At 68.3% G+C, this 23,696-nt stretch carries 24 protein-coding genes and 1 tRNA gene; 12 read left to right on the plus strand and 13 right to left on the minus strand.

What is annotated here, in order from left to right:
- Positions 1–206: 206 nt before the first annotated feature.
- A complete protein-coding gene (locus IM725_RS06155; RefSeq protein ID WP_193779695.1) occupies positions 207–968 on the minus strand; it encodes a L,D-transpeptidase in 762 nt (253 codons plus the stop codon).
- A 150-nt stretch (positions 969–1,118) separates the two neighbouring features.
- On the minus strand, positions 1,119–1,532 hold the full coding sequence (locus IM725_RS06160) for a cupin domain-containing protein (protein ID WP_227753620.1): 414 nt from the start codon (positions 1,530–1,532) through the stop codon (positions 1,119–1,121).
- 290 nt (positions 1,533–1,822) lie between these two features.
- On the opposite strand from IM725_RS06160, the gene IM725_RS06165 reads away from it, so the two are divergent.
- Entirely contained in the window at positions 1,823–2,284 is a 462-nt protein-coding gene (locus tag IM725_RS06165; RefSeq protein ID WP_193779696.1) for a hypothetical protein, read from the plus strand.
- A 233-nt stretch (positions 2,285–2,517) separates the two neighbouring features.
- On the opposite strand, the gene IM725_RS06170 is transcribed toward IM725_RS06165, so the two are convergent.
- Both IM725_RS06170 and IM725_RS06175 read right to left on the minus strand, forming a co-directional pair.
- A tRNA-Asn gene (locus IM725_RS06170) sits at positions 2,518–2,593 on the minus strand.
- Between the two features lie 51 nt (positions 2,594–2,644).
- On the minus strand, positions 2,645–3,814 hold the full coding sequence (locus IM725_RS06175; protein ID WP_193779697.1) for a tetratricopeptide repeat protein: 1,170 nt from the start codon (positions 3,812–3,814) through the stop codon (positions 2,645–2,647).
- A 62-nt stretch (positions 3,815–3,876) separates the two neighbouring features.
- On the opposite strand from IM725_RS06175, the gene aat reads away from it, so the two are divergent.
- The 3 genes from aat (at position 3,877) to IM725_RS06190 (ending at position 6,233) form a co-directional block, all read left to right on the plus strand.
- A complete protein-coding gene (gene aat / locus IM725_RS06180) occupies positions 3,877–4,623 on the plus strand; it encodes a leucyl/phenylalanyl-tRNA--protein transferase (protein ID WP_193779698.1) in 747 nt (248 codons plus the stop codon).
- Positions 4,620–5,369: an arginyltransferase gene (locus IM725_RS06185; RefSeq protein ID WP_193779699.1), complete on the plus strand. Its 750-nt coding sequence runs from the start codon at positions 4,620–4,622 to the stop codon at positions 5,367–5,369. Before aat ends, IM725_RS06185 begins: the two co-directional genes overlap by 4 nt.
- 66 nt (positions 5,370–5,435) lie before the next feature.
- Positions 5,436–6,233, plus strand: coding sequence for an IclR family transcriptional regulator (locus IM725_RS06190; protein WP_193779700.1), 798 nt, complete (start codon positions 5,436–5,438; stop codon positions 6,231–6,233).
- Between the two features lie 104 nt (positions 6,234–6,337).
- On the opposite strand, the gene pbpG is transcribed toward IM725_RS06190, so the two are convergent.
- The 6 genes from pbpG to IM725_RS06220 form a co-directional block, all read right to left on the minus strand.
- The gene (gene pbpG, locus IM725_RS06195) at positions 6,338–7,384 is read right to left on the minus strand and encodes a D-alanyl-D-alanine endopeptidase (RefSeq protein WP_193779701.1); all 1,047 of its coding nucleotides are present in this window, start codon (positions 7,382–7,384) and stop codon (positions 6,338–6,340) included.
- A gap of 141 nt (positions 7,385–7,525) precedes the next feature.
- Positions 7,526–9,064, minus strand: a complete 1,539-nt coding sequence (locus IM725_RS06200) for a 2-isopropylmalate synthase (protein ID WP_193779702.1) — start codon at positions 9,062–9,064, stop codon at positions 7,526–7,528.
- Positions 9,065–9,247: 183 nt separating this feature from the next.
- Complete coding sequence (gene pssA, locus IM725_RS06205) at positions 9,248–10,069, minus strand: CDP-diacylglycerol--serine O-phosphatidyltransferase (RefSeq protein ID WP_193779703.1); 822 nt, start codon at positions 10,067–10,069, stop codon at positions 9,248–9,250.
- Positions 10,070–10,142: 73 nt separating this feature from the next.
- The gene (ilvC, locus tag IM725_RS06210) at positions 10,143–11,159 is read right to left on the minus strand and encodes a ketol-acid reductoisomerase (protein ID WP_193779704.1); all 1,017 of its coding nucleotides are present in this window, start codon (positions 11,157–11,159) and stop codon (positions 10,143–10,145) included.
- A 179-nt stretch (positions 11,160–11,338) separates the two neighbouring features.
- Positions 11,339–11,830 carry an acetolactate synthase small subunit gene (gene ilvN / locus IM725_RS06215; protein ID WP_193779705.1) on the minus strand — a complete coding sequence of 164 codons (492 nt, stop codon included), beginning with the start codon at positions 11,828–11,830 and terminating at the stop codon, positions 11,339–11,341.
- Between the two features lie 96 nt (positions 11,831–11,926).
- Positions 11,927–13,714, minus strand: a complete 1,788-nt coding sequence (locus IM725_RS06220; protein WP_193779706.1) for an acetolactate synthase 3 catalytic subunit — start codon at positions 13,712–13,714, stop codon at positions 11,927–11,929.
- 256 nt (positions 13,715–13,970) lie between these two features.
- Between IM725_RS06220 and IM725_RS06225 the strand changes: the two genes are divergently transcribed.
- From IM725_RS06225 to IM725_RS06250, 6 genes are read left to right on the plus strand one after another with little or no spacing between them, the layout of a single operon-like run.
- Positions 13,971–14,537 (plus strand): RNA polymerase sigma factor, encoded by a 567-nt coding sequence (locus tag IM725_RS06225; RefSeq protein WP_193779707.1) that lies wholly within the window; start codon positions 13,971–13,973, stop codon positions 14,535–14,537.
- Positions 14,534–14,965, plus strand: a complete 432-nt coding sequence (locus IM725_RS06230) for a DUF3619 family protein (protein WP_193779708.1) — start codon at positions 14,534–14,536, stop codon at positions 14,963–14,965. The genes IM725_RS06225 and IM725_RS06230 overlap by 4 nt, the downstream gene beginning before the upstream one ends.
- A gap of 22 nt (positions 14,966–14,987) precedes the next feature.
- Positions 14,988–15,704: a DUF3106 domain-containing protein gene (locus IM725_RS06235; RefSeq protein WP_193779709.1), complete on the plus strand. Its 717-nt coding sequence runs from the start codon at positions 14,988–14,990 to the stop codon at positions 15,702–15,704.
- A 4-nt stretch (positions 15,705–15,708) separates the two neighbouring features.
- Complete coding sequence (locus IM725_RS06240) at positions 15,709–16,215, plus strand: RDD family protein (protein ID WP_287065509.1); 507 nt, start codon at positions 15,709–15,711, stop codon at positions 16,213–16,215.
- 34 nt (positions 16,216–16,249) lie between these two features.
- The gene (locus IM725_RS06245) at positions 16,250–16,666 is read left to right on the plus strand and encodes a diacylglycerol kinase (protein ID WP_193779710.1); all 417 of its coding nucleotides are present in this window, start codon (positions 16,250–16,252) and stop codon (positions 16,664–16,666) included.
- Positions 16,663–17,250: an LOG family protein gene (locus IM725_RS06250; protein WP_193779711.1), complete on the plus strand. Its 588-nt coding sequence runs from the start codon at positions 16,663–16,665 to the stop codon at positions 17,248–17,250. The genes IM725_RS06245 and IM725_RS06250 overlap by 4 nt, the downstream gene beginning before the upstream one ends.
- Before the next feature lie 96 nt (positions 17,251–17,346).
- On the opposite strand, the gene IM725_RS06255 is transcribed toward IM725_RS06250, so the two are convergent.
- Positions 17,347–17,685: a P-II family nitrogen regulator gene (locus IM725_RS06255; RefSeq protein ID WP_193779712.1), complete on the minus strand. Its 339-nt coding sequence runs from the start codon at positions 17,683–17,685 to the stop codon at positions 17,347–17,349.
- Between the two features lie 72 nt (positions 17,686–17,757).
- A complete protein-coding gene (locus tag IM725_RS06260) occupies positions 17,758–19,422 on the minus strand; it encodes an NAD+ synthase (protein ID WP_193779713.1) in 1,665 nt (554 codons plus the stop codon).
- On the opposite strand from IM725_RS06260, the gene IM725_RS06265 reads away from it, so the two are divergent.
- Complete coding sequence (locus IM725_RS06265) at positions 19,421–20,614, plus strand: GNAT family N-acetyltransferase (RefSeq protein ID WP_193779714.1); 1,194 nt, start codon at positions 19,421–19,423, stop codon at positions 20,612–20,614. The genes IM725_RS06260 and IM725_RS06265 overlap by 2 nt on opposite strands.
- Before the next feature lie 31 nt (positions 20,615–20,645).
- Here IM725_RS06265 and ppa read toward each other — a convergent pair whose 3' ends face one another.
- Entirely contained in the window at positions 20,646–21,182 is a 537-nt protein-coding gene (ppa, locus tag IM725_RS06270) for an inorganic diphosphatase (RefSeq protein ID WP_193779715.1), read from the minus strand.
- A gap of 239 nt (positions 21,183–21,421) precedes the next feature.
- Between ppa and IM725_RS06275 the strand changes: the two genes are divergently transcribed.
- Positions 21,422–23,611, plus strand: a complete 2,190-nt coding sequence (locus tag IM725_RS06275; protein ID WP_193779716.1) for a sodium-translocating pyrophosphatase — start codon at positions 21,422–21,424, stop codon at positions 23,609–23,611.
- The last annotated feature ends 85 nt before the right edge of the window (positions 23,612–23,696 follow it).

Genomic DNA, 23,696 nt, shown 5'->3' on the forward strand with positions numbered 1-23,696 from the left:
GCCCACGCCGGCCCCGCGGCCGTACCGCAACTGAGCGCGGACGCCCCACCCCGTGCAGCCCTTGCCGCACGGGGTGGGGCTTTTGAAGCAACGGCCTGCACAGGACGGGCGCGAACGCACCGGCATCGCGCGCAGCTGCTGCGCAGGCCTGCGTCCGTGGATGCGCGCGCGCACCGGCTCTCGCGAGAGGCGGATGGCGATGTGAGCTACTGCGCGACCGGGTCCGTGGACCCGCTGTCGGCGGTGTGCGTGGCCACGGCTTCCCCGGGCGCGCTGCGCCCGGGTTCCACCTCGGGCCCGATCAGGCTGGCCAGGGGCCGGGATTCCGGCAGGATGTACACGATGCCGCCTTGCGGCGCAAACACGGGCTGCACCACCTGCTCGAAGAAGCGCACGGGCACGTTGATGCAGCCATAAGTGATGCGGCGGTCCTGCGGACGCGGGCTGCGCAGGCGCTCGAGCCGGTGCTCCGCGGGCACGTTGGTCACCACGCGATGCAGCGCGAGGGCCTGGTCGTAGTCGACCCAGAGAATGTCCTCGCCCTTGGGGCCACGGCCCATCACGGCGCGGAACCGGCCAGCGGGCGTCACGCGCTCCTCCGGGCGGATGCTGGCGATGGGCCGCAGGCCGATGCCGGGCTCCACGGCGTCACCTCGCGCGGTGCCCACCAGGGCCGGGCTCGCGCCACGCAGCTCGCCGGCGCCGTCGTACACCTGCACCTGGCTGTTGCGCTTGTCGATGATGACGAAGGGCAGCCCGCCGGCGTCATGGGTGGCGCGGGCCCAGGCCAGCAGGCGCGCGGCATCGCCCTGTGGCGCGCCGACCGCTGCGTTGCCGGTGACAGACGCCGCCTCCTGCGCAGCGCAAGGCAGGGCCGCACCCCAGGCGGCTGCGGCGAGGACCAGGGGGGCGAGTGCTCCCAGGGGAAGTTCCCACGCCCTGCCCGACCCGATGCGCCGCATTGCCATTGCCAGCCCTCCCATGACCTCGTGCATTCTGGGCGTCGGGCGGCCCCCCCGGGACGGCACGGCGGCGCGACCGGAGGTCGGCGCACTTCCCGCGGGGGCCGGGCCGGCGGCTGACATGCCGGCGCCAGCGGCGCCGGGCGCTGCGCTGGCTTACTTCACGAAGTCGTAGAGCGGCTTGTCCTTGTCGACGATGTGCACCGTCAGCAGCTTGAGGGGCGTATCGCCCACGACCTTGAAGGCCCCGTGCTTCACGTCACGCAGGTTCATCGAGGTCAGGCCGGTGGGCAGCATGGACGGCGCCTGGCCCGGTGCCTCGACCATGGCGCCCTGCAGCACGTGGAAAGCCTCGACGCCGTGGTGCACGTGCAGCTCGCTGCTCTCGCCGGGCTTGAGCTCGACGATCGACGCGATGACTTCCATGTTGGGCGCGCCCGTGAGGTCGGTGCGCTTCTGTTCCTTGCGGTTGGGCGAATCGCCCAGGGTCTGGGCTGTGAGGCCCGTGGCCACGCCCAGGGCAAAGATGAGCCCGCCGGCGAACATCAGGAAGGATTTCTGGCTTTTCATGCGTGTCTCCTCACCGCGAAGATTGCGGCGGCCCATGGTGCGGCGCAGCCACGCTCCGCGTCAAGGCGCGCCGGTGCGGCAAGGCAAAGAAAGAGGGCCGGCGCTTTCGCACTGGCCCTTTGGAATCTGGCTCCTGGACCTGGGCTCGAACCCGGGACCTACGGTTAACAGAGATAAATAGCCTCTTATTTTCAACAACTTAGGCCCGCCACGCTCCTCACGTTTCGCTAAACCTCACCAAGACCGTCGCGTTCTCTGGACCTGGACGGCGGTCGCAGTAGCATCTCCTGATGCGACCTTTGAGTTTGCCTTTCGTGCTGTTCTTTGCTTGCTGCGCCGCTGCACCAGCGACCCGCGCCGCAAGTTTCGGGATAACGGATCTGACGAGTGACCTGCAGCAGCCATGTGTCACATTCCACTCGTCCGCGAGCTCAGGTGAACGTATCAAAGTGGTCCTTCTTCCGTCTCAAAAGGTCGTCGGTGCGCGGATCACCGAAAGAATCCAGGAGTGCGGTTCTGACCAGGAAAAGGGTTTCGCGTACAAGCTTGAAATTGATGAGGCACTCGACCAAGAACGTGCGCTGATAGCGGTTCGGGGGCGTGTTCCTCCGACCATGACGTTCAAGGAGTGCGCCACGTCGGAGTCCCTGCACCTGACGGCTTGGGTCAAGGGCCGCCGGGTGTGGCACGGCTACTACTACTTGGGCTACGACGTGGCGCCAGACTGCCAGCCGGAAGAGGTCAAGCAATGACGTGCTTGCGCGCTCCTGCCCAGCCTGGATCGTGCTGAACTGTGCTGTGACGTTCTCGGCGATGCTTGTGGGCCGATGCACGGATTGCACCTGGGCGTCTGGGCACCGGCAGGCGGGGACGTCCTGCGACGAGCGCAAGGACTTGGGGGCTGGAAGTCGAGAGAGATGGCGGATCGCTACGCCAAGCAGAAAGAGAAAAGGCCCAGCACTTTCATGCTGGGCCTTGCGATCTCTGGCTCCTCGACCTGGGCTCGAACCAGGGACCTACGGATTAACAGTCCGGCGCTCTACCGACTGAGCTATCGAGGAACAGCCTCAGATTATAGCGAGGTTTCGGCTCGATTTCGAGCCAGCTCTTCTTCAGCGCAAAAAACTTTGGATCTTCCGGCGCAGCAGGCCGATCTGCTCCTGGGCCAAGCCCATCTCGACCAGCGTGCGCAGTTCGGCATCCGCACGTACGCCGTCTCCGACGCGGCCGTACGCGACGGCGAGCAGGCGGTGCAGCTCGTCGTGGCCGATCGAGATCTCGCGGGCGCGCTCCAGCGCCCGCACCGCCGCCTGCGGCTGGTCCGCCAGCAGGGCTTCGCGGCCGCGGCCTATCCAGTAGTCGGGGTCCAGCGCCTGCCGCGCCGCGATGGCCTTGGCCAGCGCAGCCGCTTCTTCCACGCGGCCCTGCGCGAGCACGAGCGCGTGCAGGCCCTGCAACGCCACCCATGAATCCGGCGCCAGGGCCAGCGCATGCCGCAGGCTGGCCTCGGCGGCCGCCTCATGCCCGTCCGCACGCAAGAGGGCAGCCAGGTTGGCATACACCGCCGCGTAGCCGGGCTGGGCCCGGGCGGCCGCGCGGAAGTGCGCGTAGGCGCGCTTACGCTCGCCGGCGGCGAAGGCCTGCACCGCCACGTTGTTGAAGTAGCGCGCCAGCACCTCGTTCTCGTCCAGCGGCCTGCCGCGGCGGCGGCTCGCCATGTCGGGCTCGAAGTCGATCGCGATGTCGTGCGCCTGCGTGTCCAGGGGCTCCTTCAGCGCGCCGGGCAGCAGCAGATTCACATGCGAGTTCACGAAGTCCATCTGCCCCTGCCGGTCGAACAGCCAGGGCCCATCGACCTCCTGCATCTGCGCCGGCATGTCCAGCGCGCGGGCCACGGCATAGGCCAGCACGGTGAGCGAGAGGCAGTCGCCGCGGGCCTCGCGCCAGGTGTCGGCCGCCACCGTCGAGTGGCCGGCGCGGTAGCGGAAGGCCTGGACCCCGTCCGGCCCGTACACCGTGGCCAGCAGGATCCTGAGCTTGTCGCGACGCCCGGGCGTTGCCTGCACCTGCGCGGCCAGCCGGGCCCGGAGCTCGGGCGGCAGGGCATACAGCGACTGCCGGGTCACCGCGGGATCGTCGCCCGCGGAGGCGAAAAAAGGCGCGTCCTGCCAGAGGCCGGCGGGCTCGGCGCCAGTCTGCGGCGTGGACGCGCAGGCGGCGAGCAGGATCCCGGCCGCCGCCATCGAGGCGGTCGCGCGCAGCAGCGATGAGGTGCGTCCCATGGCGGAGCCCGTTCACCCCACAATAGCACCGTGCAGCGTGAACCGGAAATTTCGAGGCGGCGATGAACCTCCCCTGGCTGGCCCCGGGCGATGCGTTCCCCGACCCGTCCCGCGCCTGGGACGCCGCGCAGCCGGCCCCGGGCCTGCTGGCGGCGGGCGGCGCGCTGGACGTGGACAGCCTTCGCCGCGCCTACTCGCAGGGCATCTTTCCCTGGTTCAGCGAAGGCCAGCCCATCCTGTGGTGGAGCACCGACCCGCGCATGGTGTTGCAGCCGCAGGACTTCCGACTGCACCGTTCGCTGCGCAAGACCCTGGCCCGGCTGCGCACCCTGCCCGGCTTCGAGCTGCGCTTCGACAGCGACTTCGAGGCCGTCATCCGTGCCTGCGCCGGCAGCGAACGGCCCGGCCAGAACGGCACCTGGATCGTCCCGCAGATGGTGCGGGCCTACCTGGCCTTCCATGCCGCGGGTCATGCGCACAGCGTGGAGACCTGGCTGCACGGTGAACTCGTGGGCGGCCTCTACTGCGTGGCCATCGGCCAGGCCGTGTTCGGCGAATCCATGTTCACGCGCGTGCCCGATGCCTCCAAGGTGGCGCTGGCCGGCCTGGTCGCGTTCTGCCGGCACCACGGGGTGCGCCAGGTCGACTGCCAGCAGAACACCCGGCACCTGGCCTCGCTGGGCGCGCAGGAGATGCCGCGCCGGCAGTTCCTGTCAGAAGTCGCCCGGGCCGTGCGCAAGCCCGCCCTCGACTGGCGCTTCGACCCCGTATACTGGGACGAACTCCTGCAGCCACCGCACGCAGCGTGACGCACCTCAAGGACCTCCCGCTCCAGACACTGCAGTTCTATGCGACGGCGCCCTACCCGTGCAGCTACCTGCCGGGCCGGCAGGCGCGGTCGCAGGTGGCCACGCCCAGCCACCTGATCCACAACGACGCCTACTCGGACCTGGTGACCAGCGGCTTCCGCCGCAGCGGCATGTTCACCTACCGACCCTACTGCGACGGCTGCCGCGCCTGCGTGCCGTTGCGCGTGCTGGCCGACAGCTTCAAGCCCGATCGCAGCCAGCGGCGCGCCTGGAAGCAGCACGCCAACCTGCAGGCGCGCGTGCTCAAGCTGTGCTTCGTGCCCGAGCACTACCACCTGTACCTGCGCTACCAGAACGGGCGGCATGCCGGCGGCGGCATGGACCACGACAGCATCGACCAGTACACCCAGTTCCTGCTGCAAAGCCGGGTGAACTCGCGCCTGGTCGAGTTCCGGGAACCGCGGCCGGACGGCCAGCCCGGCGCGCTGCGCATGGTGTCCATCCTGGACGTGCTCAATGACGGGCTGTCCGCGGTCTACACCTTCTATGAGCCCATGGAAGGCGTCAGCTACGGCACCTACAGCGTGATGTGGCAGATCGAGCAGGCGCGCCGCCTCAAGCTGGCGCACGTCTACCTGGGCTACTGGATCGGCGAGAGCAGCAAGATGAACTACAAGGCCCGCTACCTCCCCCACGAGGTGCTGCTGGACGGCCAGTGGGTTCCGGGCGACACCGCGGGCACCTGATCCGCTGCTTTTCAGCCAGCGGCATTTTCACAAGGTAAAATGCCGGCGGACTTTGCAAGGTTCGCCATGAGAAAAACGGAACCCGGGGCCCCCGCCACGCCGACCATCCAGGTCATCGAGCGGATGTTCGCCCTCATCGATGTGCTGGCTTCCCGCGAAGAGCCGATTTCACTGAAGGAAATCAGCGAGAAGACCGGCCTGCACCCCTCGACCACGCACCGCATCCTGAACGACCTGGCCACGGGCCGTTTCGTGGACCGGCCCGAGGCCGGCAGCTACCGCCTGGGCATGCGCCTGCTGGAACTGGGCAACCTGGTGAAGGCGCGGCTGAACGTGCGCGATGCCGCGCTCTCCCCCATGCGCGAGCTGCACCGGCAGATCCAGCAGCCGGTCAACCTGAGCATGCGCCAGGGCGACGAGATCGTGTACGTGGAGCGCGCCTACAGCGAGCGCTCGGGGATGCAGGTGGTGCGCGCCATCGGCGGCCGTGCCCCGCTGCACCTCACCTCCACCGGCAAGCTGTTCCTGGCGGCCGACGAGCCGCAGCGGGTGCGCGCCTATGCCACACGCACGGGCCTGGCCGGCCACACGCGCAACAGCATCACGCAGCTGCCGGTGCTGGAGCGTGAGCTGGCGAAGGCGCGCCAGTACGGCGTCGCCCGCGACAACGAGGAGCTGGAACTGGGCGTGCGCTGCATGGCGGCCGGCATCTACGACGACCAGGCGCGCCTGGTCGCCGGGCTGTCGATCTCGGCTCCGGCCGACCGGCTGGACGAAGGCTGGCTGAGCAAGCTGCAATCCACCGCCGCCGAGATCTCGCAGGCGCTGGGCTACAAGCCCCCGGCCGCCGTGCGCGCGGCCTGAGCCCCCGCGCCACCGCAGGCGTGGTCCTGCGGCCTCAGGCGGCGCAGAAAAAACAAAGGGCCCCGTGGGGCCCTTTTTGTTTGCGGGTGCGGCGAGGGCTGCGGTCAGCCCGACACCTGGCGCACCAGGGTGTTGCCCGTTGCGGCCGGTGCGGCGGGGACGGACACAGGGAGCGTGCCGGCGGCGGCACGCGCCTCCACCCAGTGACGCACGCGCTCGGCGTCGGCGATGCGGCTGAGCTTGCCCGCGGAATCCAGGAACACCATGATCAGCTTGCGGCCGGCCACCTTGGCCTGCAGCACCAGGCACTGGCCGGCCTCGTTGATGAAGCCGGTCTTCTGCAGGCCGATGTCCCAGTTCGGGTTCTTCACCAGGCGGTTGGTGTTGTTGAACTGCAGGGTGCGCTTGCCGATGGCCACCTCGCGGCCCGGCGTGGTGGTGAAGTCGCGCAGCATGGGGTCCGCGTAGGCGGTGTTCACCAGGGTGGCAAGGTCGTGCGCGCTGGACTGGTTGCTGCTCGACAGGCCGGTCGGCTCGACGTAGTGCGTGTCCTTCATGCCCAGCATCTGCGCCTTCGCGTTCATGAGGGAGACGAAGGTCTGCAGGCCACCCGGATAGGTGCGGCCCAGCGCGTGCGCCGCACGGTTCTCGCTGGACATCAGGGCCAGGTGCAGCAGCTCCTCGCGCGAGAGCGTGGTGCCCACGCGCAGGCGCGAGCTGCTGTGCTTCTCGGTGTCCACGTCGTCCTGGGTGATGGTGATCATCTCGTCCATGGGCAGCTTGGCCTCGGAGATGAGCAGACCCGTCATGAGCTTGGTGAGCGACGCGATGGGCAGCACCGCCTGGTCGTTCTTGGAGAACAGCACTTCATGCGTGTCCTGGTCGACCACCAGCGCGACATTGGACTTCAGGCCCAGGTTGTCGCTCGCGTGCTGCAGGCCCTGCATCTCGCCGAAGGAGGGCTTGGCCGGAATGTAGGCGGCCTGCACCATGCGCCCGCGCTTGCCGTTGCCGGCGAACACGCGGTGCACGCGCTGCTTGGCTTCGCTCTTCTTGCGCGTCGCCGCGTCGGCCGTGCCCGGAAGCACCACCGCGATCGACACGGCGGCCACGCAGGCGACCTGCACCCATTTCCTGAACGTTTGGCTCATTGCGATCGAGGTTTTGCGCACCCAAAGACTCCCTGAACGCCACACCCATGCGTCCCGTTTACCGGAAAAGCGAGAAACTTACACATTATCAAGCACTTATGTAACGTTTCTCACTCGGTGTGTCAATTATAAGGACTCGCTTCAGCCCTGTGCAGCCACTCGATCAGCTTTACTTTGTAACTTGTTGAGGGCGCTCAGGTAAGCCTTGGCGGAGGCCACCACGATGTCGGGGTCGGAGCCCACGCCATTGACCACCCGGCCCGAATTCTGCAGGCGCACGGTGACCTCCCCCTGACTTTCGGTCGAACCGCTGATTGCATTCACCGAATAAAGGACCATTTCCGCCCCGCTTTTTACGCAGGACTCGATGGCCTTCAGCGACGCATCGACCGGGCCGTTGCCGTCCGAGTCGGCCGCCACCTCCTTGCCGTCCACCGTGAACACCACGCGCGCGTGCGGCTTCTCGCCGGTTTCGCTGTGCTGCGCGAGCGAAACGAACTGGAAGGCTTCGTGCGCGTTGGCGGCGGCTTCGTCGCTGACCAGCGCCAGGATGTCCTCGTCGAAGATCTCGCTCTTGCGGTCGGCCAGCTCCTTGAACTTCGCGAAGGCGGCGTTGATGTCGGCCTCGCTCTCCATCTGCACGCCCAGCTCCAGCAGGCGCTGCTTGAAGGCATTGCGGCCCGACAGCTTGCCCAGGACGATCTTGTTGGCGCTCCAGCCCACGTCCTCGGCGCGCATGATCTCGTAGGTGTCGCGCGCCTTGAGCACGCCGTCCTGGTGGATGCCGCTGGCGTGGGCGAAGGCGTTCGCGCCCACCACCGCCTTGTTCGGCTGCACCACGAAGCCGGTGGTCTGGCTCACCATGCGGCTGGCGGCCACGATGTGATGGGTGTCGATGTTCAGCTCGAGGCCGAAGTAGTCCTTGCGGGTCTTCACCGCCATCACCACCTCTTCCAGCGAACAGTTGCCGGCACGCTCGCCCAGGCCGTTGATGGTGCACTCCACCTGGCGCGCGCCGCCGATCTTCACGCCGGCCAGCGAGTTGGCCACTGCCATGCCCAGGTCGTTGTGGCAGTGCACGGACCAGATCGCCTTGTCGGAGTTGGGCACGCGCTCGCGCAGGGTCTTGATGAAGTTGCCGTAGAGCTCGGGCACCGCGTAGCCCACGGTGTCGGGCACGTTGATGGTGGTGGCGCCTTCGGCGATCACGGCCTCGAGCACGCGGCACAGGAAGTCCATCTCGCTGCGGTAGCCGTCCTCGGGCGAGAACTCGATGTCGGCGCACAGGTTGCGCGCGAAGCGCACCGAGAGCTTCGCCTGCTCCAGCACCTGCTCGGGCGACATGCGCAGCTTCTTCTCCATGTGCAGCGGGGACGTCGCGATGAAGGTGTGGATGCGCGAGCGGTTGGCACCCTTCAGGGCCTCGGCGGCGCGCGAGATGTCGCGGTCGTTGGCACGGGCCAGCGAGCAGACCGTGGAGTCCTTGATGGCCTGGGCGATGGTCTGCACGGCCTCGAAGTCGCCGTTGGAACTGGCCGCGAAGCCGGCCTCGATCACGTCGACGCGCAGGCGCTCGAGCTGGCGCGCGATGCGCAGCTTTTCGTCCTTGGTCATCGATGCGCCCGGTGATTGCTCGCCGTCACGCAAGGTGGTGTCGAAAATGATCAATTGGTCTGCCACGGTCGTTCCTTTGAAGGTCTTGGGGTCACCAGCAGTCCCCCAATGAGAAACGGCCCGCTGCTGGTGCAATACGGGCCGTTTGTCCGGTTCTGTCGCGTGCGCGCTACCGTCTCCGCCCGTAGGGGATTAGCAGTAGGGCCAGCGACAGGCGGTTCATGTCACCAACTTTAGCACATCTGTCCATCAGTGATGCAGCCCGCGCTCTTCGGGCTCCTCGGTGGAAGTACTGATCACGCTGGTCTGCTGGCCCTTGAAGCGCCGCCAGCCGTAGACGGCGTAGCCCGACAGCCCGTACACCACGAAGATGCCGAACAGCACCGTCGGCGGATGGATGCCGATCACCGCGATGGCGAGTGCGATCAGCACGATCACGGCGAAGGGCACGCTCTTCTTCATGCGGATGTCCTTGAAGCTGTAGAAGGGCACGTTGGTGACCATGGTGAGGCCGGCGTAGAGCGCCACGCCGAACATCACCCACTCCAGCTCGTAGCCCTTGCGCTCCAGCTCGTTCATCAGCCAGATGAAGCCCATGACCAGGGCCGCGGCCGCCGGCGACGGCAGGCCCTGGAAGTAGCGCTTGTCCACCACCCCGGTGTTGACGTTGAAGCGCGCCAGGCGCAGCGCGGCACAGGCGCAGTACACGAAGGCGGCGATCCAGCCCCAGCGCCCCAGGCCCTTGAGCGACCACTCGTAGGCCACCAGCGCGGGCGCCGCGCCGAAGGAGACCATGTCGGAGAGCGAATCCATCTGCTCGCCGAAGGCGCTCTGCGTGTTGGTCATGCGGGCGACGCGCCCGTCCAGGCTGTCGAAGACCATGGCGGTGAAGACGCCCATCGCCGCCAGGTCGAAGCGGCCGTCCATGGCCATCACGATCGCATAGAAGCCGCCGAACAGCGCCGCGAGCGTGAACAGGTTGGGCAGGATGTAGATGCCCTTGCGACGGCGGCGCACCGAGATGCCGGTGCCCGCCATGTCGTCGTCCTCGCGCTCGTTGCCGTCGTGCATGGCCGGAAGTGTAAGCGCGAATACGCATGAAAAAGGCCGCACGAGGCGGCCTTGCGGGGGATGCGCGCGAGCGTCAGTTGCGGGTCTGGTCGACCAGCTTGTTCTTCGCGATCCAGGGCATCATGGCGCGCAGCTGGCCGCCCACCTTCTCGATGCTGTGCTCGGCCATGTTGCGGCGGCGCGCGGTCATCGACGGGTAGTTGGTGCGGCCTTCCAGGATGAACATCTTGGCGTAGTCGCCGTTCTGGATGCGCTTGAGGGCGTTGCGCATGGCGGCGCGCGACTGCTCGTTGATCACCTCGGGGCCGGTCACGTACTCACCGAACTCCGCGTTGTTGGAGATCGAGTAGTTCATGTTGGCGATGCCGCCTTCGTAGATCAGGTCCACGATCAGCTTCAGCTCGTGCAGGCACTCGAAGTAGGCCATCTCGGGGGCGTAGCCGGCCTCGACCAGGGTCTCGTAGCCCATCTTGATCAGTTCGACGGCGCCGCCGCACAGCACGGCCTGCTCGCCGAACAGGTCGGTCTCGGTCTCTTCCTTGAAGTTGGTCTCGATGATGCCGGCCTTGCCGCCGCCGTTGGCCATGGCGTACGAGAGGGCCAGGTCACGGGCGCGGCCCGAGCGGTCCTGGTGCACGGCGACCAGGTGGGGCACGCCGCCGCCTTGCGCGTAGGTGGAGCGCACGGTGTGGCCGGGGGCCTTGGGCGCGACCATCCAGACGTCCAGGTCGGCACGGGGCACGACCTGGTTGTAGTGCACGTTGAAGCCGTGGGCGAAGGCCAGCGAAGCGCCCTGCTTGATGTTGGGCTCGACGTTGTTCTTGTACACCTCGGCGATCTGCTCGTCGGGCAGCAGGATCATGACGACGTCGGCCGACTTCACCGCCTCGTTCACTTCCAGCACCGTCAGGCCGGCCTTGCCGACCTTGTCCCAGGACGCGCCACCCTTGCGCAGGCCGACCACGACCTTGACGCCGCTGTCGTTCAGGTTCTGCGCGTGCGCATGGCCCTGCGAGCCGTAGCCGATGATGGCGACGGTCTTGCCCTTGATCAGGCTCAGGTCGCAGTCCTTGTCGTAGAAAACCTTCATCTCACTCTCCAAAAAATTCGAAAAATTGATACTGCGCCGCGGGGCGGTCGGTCCAACCTAACCGCCTATTGTCGCCGAGCCAGGAAGCCCTCCATCCAGGGCCACCGTGGAACCGGCTTTGCCGGGCCACTGGTGGCGCCCCCTGGGGGGAGGCGCCGCAGGCGCTTCGGGGGGGTTACTTACACCCTCAGGATCCGCTCGCCGCGGCCGATGCCGCTGGAGCCGGTGCGCACGGTCTCCAGGATGGAGGCCCGGTCGATGGCTTCCAGGAAGGCATCGTTCTTGGACTGGTCGCCCGTCAGCTCGATGGTGTAGCTCTTGTCCGTGACGTCGATGATGCGGCCGCGGAAGATGTCCGCCATGCGCTTCATCTCCTCGCGCTCCTTGCCCACGGCGCGCACCTTCACCATCATGAGCTCGCGCTCGGTGTAGGCGCCCTCGGTGAGGTCGACCACCTTCACCACCTCGATGAGGCGGTTCAGGTGCTTGGTGATCTGCTCGATCACGTCGTCCGAGCCGGTGGTCTGTATCGTCATGCGCGACAGCGACGGGTCTTCCGTCGGCGCCACGGTGAGCGATTCGATGTTGTAGCCGCGGGCCGAGAACAGGCCCACCACGCGGGAGAGAGCGCCGGGCTCGTTCTCCAGCAGCACTGCGATGATGTGTTTCATGTTTGCCTCCGGCTCCTCTTCTCGCCGCCCTCCCCGCCCGGCGGTAACCGGGCGGCTTGGCGGTCGATAGATTCGCCGATTTACGGTCTTGGGGGATTAAAGGTCTTCGGAACCCAGCAGCATCTCGGTGATGCCCTTGCCGGCCTTGACCATGGGGAACACGTTCTCGGTCGGGTCGGTGCGGAAATCCATGAACACCGTCCGGTCCTTGAGCTTGCGGGCCTCGCGCAGCGCGGGCTCCACGTCACGCGGGTGCTCGATCAGCATGCCCACGTGCCCGTAGGCCTCGGCCAGCTTCACGAAGTTGGGCAGCGCGTCCATGTAGCTGTGGCTGTAGCGGCCCTCGTAGTCGAGTTCCTGCCATTGGCGCACCATGCCCAGGTAGCGGTTGTTCAGCGAGACGACCTTGATCGGCGTGTTGTACTGCAGGCAGGTGGAGAGCTCCTGGATGCACATCTGCACCGAGCCTTCGCCCGTCACGCAGAACACCTCGCTGTCCGGCTTGGCCAGCTTGATGCCCATGGCGTACGGGATGCCCACGCCCATGGTGCCCAGCCCGCCGGAGTTGATCCAGCGCCGCGGCTCGTCGAAGCGGTAGTACTGCGCGGCCCACATCTGGTGCTGGCCCACGTCGGAGGTGATGTAGGCGTCGCCGTCCTTGGTCATGTTCCACAGCGTCTCCACGACATACTGCGGCTTGATCACCTCGGTGTTCTTGCGGTCGTACTTGAGGCAGTCGCGCTTGCGCCAGCCGTCGATGGTCTCCCACCAGGCGCCCAGGGCCCCGGTGTCGGGCTTCAGGCCGGACTCGCGGATCATGGCGATCAGCTCGCCCAGCACGTCCTTCACGTCGCCCACGATCGGGATGTCGACCTTGACCCGCTTGGAGATGCTGGAGGGGTCGATGTCGATGTGGATGATCTTGCGCTCGTTCTGCGCGAAGTGCTTGGGGTTGCCGATGACGCGGTCGTCGAAGCGCGCGCCCACCGCCAGCAGGACGTCGCAGTTCTGCATGGCGTTGTTGGCTTCCAGCGTGCCGTGCATGCCCAGCATGCCCAGGAACTTGCGGTCGCTCGCGGGGTAGGCACCCAGGCCCATCAGGGTGTTGGTGCAGGGGTAGCCCAGCATGTCCACCAGGGTGCGCAGTTCCTCGGTGGCGTTGCCCAGGATCACGCCGCCGCCGGTGTAGATGTAGGGCCGCTTGGCCGTCATCAGCAGCTGCAGGGCCTTGCGGATCTGCCCGCCGTGGCCCTTGCGCACCGGGTTGTACGAGCGCATCTCCACCTTCTCGGGCTGGCCGGTGTAGAGGCACTTGTTGAAGGAGACGTCCTTGGGGATGTCCACCACCACCGGGCCGGGGCGGCCGCTGCGGGCGATGTGGAAGGCCTTGGCCAGGGTGTCGGCCAGGTGCCGCACGTCCTTGACCAGGAAGTTGTGCTTGACGATGGGGCGCGTGATGCCCACGGTGTCGCACTCCTGGAAGGCGTCCAGGCCGATCGCCGCCACCGGCACCTGGCCGGTGATGATGACCATGGGGATGCTGTCCATGTAGGCCGTGGCGATGCCGGTGACCGCGTTGGTCACGCCCGGGCCGGAGGTCACCAGGGCCACGCCGACGTCGCCCGTGGCGCGGGCATAGCCGTCGGCCGCGTGCACCGCCGCCTGCTCATGGCGCACCAGCACGTGCTGGATGGTGTCCTGCTTGTAGAACGCGTCGTAGATGTGCAACACCGCGCCGCCGGGGTAGCCCCAGATGAACTTCACGTTCTCGGCCTGCAGGGCCTTGACGAGAATTTCCGCACCGCGGAGTTCCTGGGGGTGGGACGCGCCGCCGGCCGAACCGGCCGCCGCTGCGGAGCTGAGCTCCGCCTTCGAGATTTCCATGATCAACCTTTGCGATTTTCGCCAACGAAAAACCTTGGGTGCCCCTGGGCCCGCCCTTGTGAGGCAGCTGCGGGACTTAGAGCCACGGGCCATGGGCGGGCACTTCGCACCGCCGGATCCGGACTCGTTTGCCTTTTGACTTGCCCCCGGATTATCGCACTGCAACACAGCCGGGGCAAACGCGAGCCCGGCTGGCTGACATAATTTCGGGTTTGCCGCACCTCTGCGGCGCATTCCCAGACCTTCGCAACCCCACTTGGCCACCGAAAAAGAACTCGCCGACTTCCTGCGCAGCGTGGAAAAGCGGGCCTTCAAGCGCTCCGTCTACCACGTCCGCGACGAGGAGGCCGCGCTCGACATCGTGCAGGACGCGATGATGAAGCTGGCCGAGCACTACGGGGACAAGCCGCCCGAGGAACTGCCCATGCTGTTCCAGCGGATCCTGTCCAACTGCACCCTGGACTGGTTCCGGCGCCAGAAAACCCGCAACGCGCTGTTCTCGAACATGAGCGATTTCGAGGGGGCGGGCGACGACGGCGATTTCGACCTGCTGGAAACTTTCCAGGCCCAGGACGGCTCTCAGCAGGCGGAAAGCGCCGAAGACGTCACCCGGCGGGCGCAGATCTTGCGAGAAATCGAGGCCGAAATACAGGAATTGCCCGCGCGTCAACGTGAAGCCTTCCTGATGCGTTACTGGGAGGACATGGACGTTGCCGAAACGGCGGCGGCCATGGGCTGCTCGGAAGGCAGTGTCAAGACGCACTGTTCCCGCGCGGTGCAGGCCCTCAGCAAAGCACTGAAGGCGAAGGGAATTCAACTATGACGACCACGCATCTCATCCCGTCTGCGCAGGACGCATTCGGCCAGCGGGTGGCCCGGCGCCTCGCCGCGGGCACGGCCGACCTGCCGTACGACGTCAGCGAGCGGCTGCGCGCCGCCCGGATGCAGGCGGTCGCCCAGCGAAAAAAGGAAGCGCTCGGCCTGCGCCGGGCGCCAGCCGTGGCCGCCACCGGCGGCGGCAGCGCCACGCTCAACTTCGGCGACGAGGGCCTGACCTTCTGGAGCCGGATCGCCTCCGTCCTGCCGCTGCTGGCCCTGGTCGCCGGCCTGGTCGCGATCCACACGGTCGAGAACGAGCAGCGCGCCCGCGAAGTGGCCGAGGTCGACGCCGCCCTGCTGACCGACGACCTGCCGCCCGCCGCCTACGCCGATCCCGGCTTCGTCGAGTTCCTGAAATCCAGCGGCCAGTGAGGCCGCCTTTGCGCGAGCCCACGTGAGCCAGCCTCCCGCCACCCGCCCCTTGCACCGCGCCCTGTTCGCACTGGGCGTGGCGGCGCTGGCGAGCCTGTGCCTGGCCCAGGGCGTGCCGCCGGCGGCCGGAACCGCAGTGCCGGCCGCCTCGGCCGCCAGCGCTCCCCGCGCGGCCGCCCGGCCGAACGGCCAGGGCGCCCGCGGCATCAGCCGCCAGGCCACCCGTCCCCAGTGGCGCGAACTGGGGCCGGCCCAGCAGAAGGCCCTGGCGCCCCTGGCGCCCAAATGGGACACCCTGAACGAGCCGCAAAAGCGCAAGTGGCTGGCCATGTCCAGCAACTTCTCCCGCATGGCCCCGGAGGAGCAGGCCAAGCTGCACAGCCGCATGACCGAATGGGTCAGCCTGAGCCCGCAGCAGCGCATCCAGGCCCGACTGAACTACGGCGAGGCCCGCAAGATCCCGGCCGACGACAAGCGCGCCAAGTGGGAGGCCTACCAGCAGCTCTCGCCCGAGGAGAAGCGCCGCCTGGCCGCCGCTGCGCCCAAGGCGCCAGTCACGGCCGCGGCCGCCGTGCGGCCGGTGGCGCCCGGCAAGCTGGCGGCCGTGCCCCATCCGCGGGCCTCGGCGCCGCTGGTGGAGGGGCGTTCGCCCCGGATCGCGGTGGCGCCGCATCAGCTCGACCACAACACGCTGCTGCCGCAGCCGGCCCCCGCCCACGAGGCGGCCGGCGCGCGTTGACCCCGTGACGCCCCCGCTTCGCAGGCGCCTGGCCTGCATGCTCTACGAGAGCATGCTGCTGTTCGGCATCTCCTTCGTCGCCACGCTGGCCTTCAGCGTGCTCACGCAGATGCGCAGCGGCATCGACGCGCACCGGCCCTGGCTGATCGCCTTCCTCGGGCTGGTCTTCGGCCTCTACTTCAGCTACTGCTGGAGCAAGGGCCAGACCCTGGCCATGCGCACCTGGCGCATCCGCGTCACCGACCGGCAGGGCCGTCCCCTGACCCCCGCCCGGGCGGTGTTCCGCTACGCCTGCAGCTGGCTCTGGCTGCTGCCCCCCATCGCCTTCATCGCCCCCATGCACCTGTCGGGCTGGGGCATGGCCGGGGCGGTGGCCGGCTGGATGGCGTTCTGGGCCCTGATGAGCTTCAGCAACCCGGACCGGCAGTTCCTGCACGACCTGCTGGCAGGCACCCGGCTGGTGGACGCGCCGCGCCACCAGGGCGTGCCCGGCGTGCTGCCCGCTGCCTGAGCTCCTGTCACGGGGCTGCAGCACAATCGATGCCATGTCGACGCCGCCCGAGGTCATCCCCTCCCCCGCCGCCAATCCGCAGAAGCTGCGCACCGGCCTGAGCCGCGTCTGGCACGCGACCGGCTATTCGCTGCAGGGCCTGCAGGCCGGCTGGCAGGAGACCGCCTTCCGCCAGGAGGCCCTGGCCGCGGTGGTGCTGGTCCCCGCCGCCTTCTGGCTGGGGCGCAGCTGGGTCGAGACCGCCCTGCTGGCGGGCTCGGTGCTCATCGTCATGATCGTCGAACTGCTCAACACCGGCATCGAAACCGCCGTCGACCGGATCGGCCCCGAGTGGCATGCGCTGTCCAAGCGCGCCAAGGACATGGGCAGCGCCGCCGTGCTGCTCAGCCTGCTGCTGTGCGCGGGCATCTGGTGCGCGGCCCTCTGGGAACGCTTCTCCAACCTGCCATGAACCCGAAGTTCTCCATCTGCGTCTACTGCGGCTCACGCCCCGGCCGTGACCCGCGCTTCACACAACTCGCCACGCACGTGGGCCGCTGGATCGGCAGCCACGGCGGGCAGCTTGTCTACGGCGGCGGCAACAACGGCCTCATGGGGACGGTGGCGGACGCCACGCTGGCGGCCGGCGGCCGCGTCGTGGGCGTGATCCCGCACGCCCTGGTCGAGCGCGAGTTCGCCAAGCTCGACTGCACCGAACTGCACAAGGTGGACACCATGCACCAGCGCAAGCAGATGATGGCCGAACGCTCGGACATCTTCCTCGCGCTGCCGGGCGGCATCGGCACGCTGGAGGAGCTGTTCGAGGTCTGGACCTGGCGCCAGCTCGGCTACCACGACAAGCCGATCGGCGTGCTCAACGCGGGCGGCTACTTCGACGCGCTGCTGGCTTTCCTGGCCGGGTCCGTGGACCAGGGCTTCATGGGGGACTGGCAGATGGACCTGGTGCGCGTGGGCAGCGACCCGGATGCGCTGCTGGAAGCCCTGGTGGACGCGCGCGGCACGGGCGCGGCGGGGCTGGGGCTGGACCAGATCTGAAGCGGCTGCAGCCGGGCCAGCAGCTGGCGCACGGCGCAGGCCGGGCCGCAACGGGCGCGTGCGCCCGTGCGCAGGCGGCGCGGCCCGGCCCGGGGCTCAGACCGCCGATTCGTCGGTCTCGCCGGTGCGGATGCGCACCACGCGCTCGACGCTCGTGATGAAGATCTTGCCGTCGCCGATCTTGCCGGTGCGCGCGGCCTTGACGATGGCGTCCACGCAGCGCTCGACGTCGCTGTCCTTCACGACCACCTCGACCTTGACCTTGGGCAGGAAGTCGACCACGTACTCCGCACCGCGGTACAGCTCGGTGTGGCCCTTCTGGCGGCCGAAGCCCTTCACCTCGGTCACGGTCAGGCCGGTCACGCCGCAGTCGGCGAGGGCCTCGCGCACCTCCTCGAGCTTGAAGGGCTTGACGACGGCGGTGATCTGTTTCATGGGTTCCCTCTGCGTTCTCAGGCGTTGATGCGTTCAGCCGTAGGATAGCGCGTCATGGCAGGGCTTGCGGCCTCAGGCCGAGAATTTGCCGGTGATGGGGTAACGCCAGTCCTTGCCGAAGCTGCGGTGCGTGACGCGTATGCCCACCGGCGCCTGGCGGCGCTTGTATTCGTTGATCCGCACCAGCCGGGCCACCCGCTCCACCAGCGCCCGCTCGAAGCCCGCGGCGATGACCTGCTCCACGCCCTCGTCCTCCTCCATGTAGCGCCGCAGGATCGCATCCAGCACCTCGTACGGGGGCAGGCTGTCCTGGTCCACCTGGTCGGCCCGCAGCTCGGCGCTGGGCGGCCGGGTGATGATGCGCTCGGGGATGGGGGCGGCGCCGCGGCCGTAGGGGTCGTTCTCGTTGCGCCAGCGGGCCAGGCGGAAGACGGTGGTCTTGAGCAGGTCCTTGATGACGGCGAAGCCGCCCGCCATGTCGCCGTACAGCGTGCAATAGCCGGTCGCCATCTCGCTCTTGTTGCCGGTGGTCAGCACGATGCTGCCGAACTTGTTCGACAGGGCCATCAGGAACACGCCGCGGATGCGCGCCTGGATGTTCTCTTCCGTCGTGTCCTCGGGCCGGCCGGCGAACTCGGCCGCCAGGGAGGCCTTGAAGGCCTCGAACTCGGGCACGATGGAGATCTCGTCGTAGCGCACGCCCATGCGCTGGGCCATGTCGCGGGCGTCGATCCAGGAGATGTCCGCGGTGTAGGGCGAGGGCATCATCAGCGCGCGCACCTTCTGCGGTCCCAGCGCGTCCACCGCGACCGCCATCACCAGCGCGGAATCGATGCCGCCGGAGAGGCCCAGCAGCACGCCGGGGAAGCCGTTCTTGCCCACGTAGTCGCGCACGCCCAGCACCAGCGCATCCCAGAGCTCGGCCTCGGGGCTGGGCTCGGGCGCCACCGGGCCGCGCACGGTAAGCGCGTCCTGCGTGCGTTCGAACTCCACCATGAAGAGGTCCTCGCGGAAGCCGGGCGCGCGCGCCGCCAGCCGGCCCTGCGCGTCCACCACGAAGGAGGCACCGTCGAAGACCACCTCGTCCTGGCCACCCACCAGGTGGGCGTAGGCCACGGGCGCCTGCAGCGCCTGGGCACGCTCGGCCATGCGGGCGATGCGCTCGGCCGCCTTGCCCACGTGGTAGGGCGAGGCGTTGATCACCGCCAGCACCTCGGCGCCGCCCTCGCGGGCCAGGAGGGCCGGCTCCTCGAACCAGGCGTCCTCGCAGATCAGGAGCCCCACGCTCACCCCCTCGACCTGGAACACGCAGGTGCCCTGGCCGGGCGTGAAGTAGCGCCGCTCGTCGAACACCTGGTAGTTGGGCAGTTCGCGCTTGGCGTAGGTTTCCAGCACGCGGCCCTCGCACACCACGCTGGCCGCGTTGAAGCGGCGCTGCACAGCCACCGAACGGCTGCGGATGTCACCGCCCGTGGGATGGCCCACCACCACGTGCAGCCCCTTCAACCCCGCCAGCTCGCGGGCCACCGTTTTCACGGCATCATCGCAGGCAGTGATGAAGGCGGGGCGCAGCAGCAGGTCCTCGGCCGGGTAGCCGCAGATGGAGAGCTCAGGGGTCAGCACCAGGCGTGCGCCCTGCTCGTAGGCAGCGCGCGCGGCTTCGACGATCTTCCGGGCGTTGCCCTGCGTGTCGCCCACCACGAAGTTGAGCTGGGCAATGCAGAGTTTGAGGGTCATGACGGCAGGCAAAAAAGGCTCGATCGATTATGTCACCCGGGTGCACGAGACGCCGGGCACGCTGGACGCCGCCGCATGGGACGCGCTTTTGATGCAGCAGGCCGCACCCACGCCCTTCATGCGCCACGCCTACCTGGCCGCCATGCACGACAGCGGCAGCGCCGTGCCGCGAACGGGCTGGACGCCGCGCCTGCTCACGCTGTGGCAGGGCGACACGCTGGTGGCGGGGTGCGCGCTCTACCTCAAGGCCCACTCCTACGGCGAGTACGTGTTCGATTGGGCCTGGGCCAACGCCTACGAACAGCACGGCCTGCGCTACTACCCCAAGGCCCTGGTGGCCAGCCCCTTCACCCCGGTGCCGGGCACGCGCCTGCTGGCGGTGGACGAGCCGGCCCGGCGCGCCCTGGTGCGGGCCCTGCTGGCCTGGTGCGAGGCCAAGAAGCTGTCCTCCCTGCACCTGCTGTTCGCCGACGCGGCCGACGTCGCGGCCTGCGAGGCCGAGGGGATGATGCTGCGCCACACGGTGCAGTTCCACTGGACGCGCACCGGCTGGACAAGCTTCGACGATTTCCTGGCCAGCCTCAACCAGGAAAAGCGCAAGAAGATCCGCCAGGAGCGGCGCAAGGTGGCCGAAGCCGGTGTTTCGTTCCGATGGGCACGCGGCACCGACATCGCGGGGGAGGACTGGGCCTACTTCTACCGCTGCTACGAGCGCACCTACCTGGAGCACGGCAACCCGCCCTACCTCACGCCGGATTTCTTCGCCCGCATGGCCGCGGACATGGCGGACAACTGGCTGCTCTTCATCGCCGAGCGCGAGGGCCGGCGCGTGGCCTGCAGCCTGATCGCGCTGGAGCCCAGCTCACGCACCGCCTATGGGCGTTACTGGGGCGCGACGGAACGGGTGGACTGCCTGCACTTCGAAGCCTGCTACTACCAGCCCCTGCAATGGTGCCTGGAACAGGGCTGGGACCGCTTCGAAGGCGGCGCCCAGGGCGAGCACAAGATGGCGCGCGCCCTGCTGCCGGTGCGGACCACCAGCTGCCACTGGCTGGCCCGGCCCGACTTCGCCGACGCGGTGGAGCGCTTCCTGGAGCGCGAGGGCCGCTCGGTCGAGAGCTACCTGGAACACCTGGAACAGCGCACGCCCTTCAGGCGCGAGGGCAGCGGGCCGGCCACGCCGGCCGACTGAGCCGGGCCGCTGTCACGGCCCGGGCGCCAGGTCAGCCGTTGGCCTTCTTGTAGTTCTCGATCCCTTCGAGCACTTCCTTGCGGGCGGCCTCGGGGCCTTCCCAGCCGATGACCTTGACCCACTTGCCGGGCTCCAGGTCCTTGTAGTGCTCGAAGAAGTGGGCGATGGTCTTCAGGCGCAGCGGGTTCAGGTCTTCCGGCTTCTGCCACTGGGTGTAGATGGCCAGCACCTTGTCGACCGGGACGGCCAGCACCTTGGCGTCCATGCCGGCCTCGTCCTCCATCATCAGGATGCCGATGGGGCGGCAGGTCACGACCACGCCGGGGATCAGCGGCACGGGCGTGATCACGAGCACATCGACCGGGTCGCCGTCACCGCTGATGGTCTTGGGCACGTAGCCGTAGTTGGTCGGGTAGTGCATGGACGTGCTCATGAAGCGGTCCACGAAGATCGCGCCCGTTTCCTTGTCGACCTCGTACTTCACGGGGTCTGCGTTCATCGGGATCTCGATGATCACGTTGAACGACTCGGGAACGTGCTTGCCAGGGGAGACGAGGTCGAGGGACATGGTGGTTGCTTTGGATCAGGGAAGAAACACAAAACTCGGGATTAACCCTGATTTTACTTTCGCCAGCCTTGCTCGCGCTCGCAAGCGACATGCCGCTGACACGTGTTTGCCCGTATAGTGGCCGCGTTGGCCAATCCGGGTCCTGCGTCGTGGGATGCCGAGAGGAAGCAACGCAGCGGGGGCACCGCTCGCGTGGCGCCTCTTCGCAGAGAACAGACTCACGACAGGAGAAACTTGGAATGACTGGCAACTCGGCGCTGATACTCGCGCTCGTCTGCGGCCTTCTGGCCGTCGCTTATGGCTTCTGGGCTCGCAGCTGGATCCTGTCCCAGGACGCCGGCAATGCCCGCATGCAGGAGATCGCAGCCGCCATCCAGACCGGCGCGGCGGCCTACCTCGCGCGGCAGTACAAGACCATCGGCATGGTGGGCGTGGTGCTCGCGATCCTCATCGGCGTGTTCCTGGACGGCCAGACGGCCGTCGGCTTCGTGGTCGGCGCGGTGCTCTCGGGCGCCTGCGGGTTCATCGGCATGAACGTCTCGGTGCGGGCCAACGTGCGCACCGCCCAGGCCGCCACGCGCGGCATAGGCCCGGCGCTCGACGTCGCCTTCCGCGGCGGCGCCATCACCGGGATGCTGGTGGTGGGCCTGGGCCTGCTGGGCGTGACCGGCTTCTACTGGTTCCTGGCCGGCAACGGCCAGCTCACGCCGGACGCCAACCTGGCCAAGATGCTGAACCCGCTGATCGGCTTCGCCTTCGGCTCCTCGCTCATCTCCATCTTCGCGCGCCTGGGCGGCGGCATCTTCACCAAGGGCGCCGACGTGGGCGCTGACCTGGTGGGCAAGGTCGAGGCCGGCATTCCCGAGGACGACCCGCGCAACCCGGCCGTGATCGCCGACAACGTGGGCGACAACGTGGGCGACTGCGCCGGCATGGCGGCCGACCTGTTCGAGACCTACGCCGTGACCCTGATCGCCACCATGGTGCTGGGCGCGCTGCTGGTGGCGAACGCCGCCGCCAGCGCGGTGCTCTACCCGCTGGCGCTGGGCGCCGTCTCCATCGTGGCCTCGGTGATCGGCTGCTTCTTCGTGAAGGCCTCGCCCGGCATGAAGAACGTCATGCCCGCGCTCTACAAGGGCCTGGCCATCGCCGGCGTGCTGTCGCTGGTGGCCTTCTACTTCGTCACCACAGCCTTGATGCCCGACAACGCGATCACGGCCAGCGGCACGCAGATGCGCCTGTTCGGCTGCTGCTTCACCGGCCTCGCGCTGACCGGCGCGCTGGTGTGGATCACCGAGTTCTACACCGGCACGCAGTACGCGCCGGTGCGCCACATCGCGCAGGCCTCCACCACCGGGCACGGCACCAACATCATCGCCGGCCTGGGCGTGTCCATGCGGTCCACCGCCTGGCCCGTGCTCTTCGTGTGCGTGGCCATCATCGTCGCCTACAGCCTGGCCGGCCTGTTCGGCGTGGCCGTGGCCGCCACCTCCATGCTGAGCATGGCCGGCATCGTGGTCGCGCTGGACGCCTACGGCCCCATCACCGACAACGCCGGCGGCATCGCCGAGATGGCCGAGCTGCCCTCCTCGGTGCGCGACATCACCGACCCGCTGGACGCGGTGGGCAACACCACCAAGGCCGTCACCAAGGGCTACGCCATCGGCTCCGCCGGCCTGGCCGCCCTGGTGCTGTTCGCCGACTACACCCACAAGCTGGAAAGCTTCGGCAGCACCATCAGTTTCGACCTGTCGGACCCCATGGTGATCGTCGGCCTGTTCATCGGCGGCATGATCCCCTACCTGTTCGGCGCCATGGCGATGGAGGCCGTGGGCCGCGCCGCCGGCTCGGTGGTGGTGGAGGTGCGGCGCCAGTTCAAGGAGATCGCCGGCATCATGGAAGGCACGGCCAAGCCCGAGTACGGCCGCGCCGTGGACATGCTGACGGGCGCCGCCATCAAGGAGATGGTGATCCCCTCGCTGCTGCCCGTGGTGGTCCCCATCGTGGTGGGCCTGGCGCTGGGCCCCAAGGCCCTGGGTGGCCTGCTCATGGGCACCATCGTCACCGGCCTGTTCGTCGCCATCTCCATGTGCACCGGCGGCGGTGCCTGGGACAACGCCAAGAAGTACATCGAGGACGGCAACTTCGGCGGCAAGGGCTCCGAAGCGCACAAGGCCGCGGTCACCGGCGACACCGTGGGTGACCCCTACAAGGACACGGCCGGCCCGGCCGTCAACCCGCTGATCAAGATCATCAACATCGTGGCCCTGCTCATCGTGCCGCTGGTGGTGAAGTTCCACGGCGCCGAAGGCGCGCCCGCGCACGCGGTGCAGGCTCCGTCGGCCGTCAGCGCGCCGGCTGCAAGCGCCCCGGCGCCCGCGGCGGCGCCGGCCGAGGCTGCGCCGGCAGCGGCCGCCGCCAGCAAGTAAGCCAGGCACGCGCCCGCTCCGGCGGGTGTTGCCACGAGCCCGCCGCCGGCGGGCTTTTTCATGCCGGGCGCCTGGCAGGCCGCCC

Source organism: Ramlibacter aquaticus, assembly GCF_015159745.1.
Taxonomy (GTDB): domain Bacteria; phylum Pseudomonadota; class Gammaproteobacteria; order Burkholderiales; family Burkholderiaceae_C; genus Ramlibacter; species Ramlibacter aquaticus.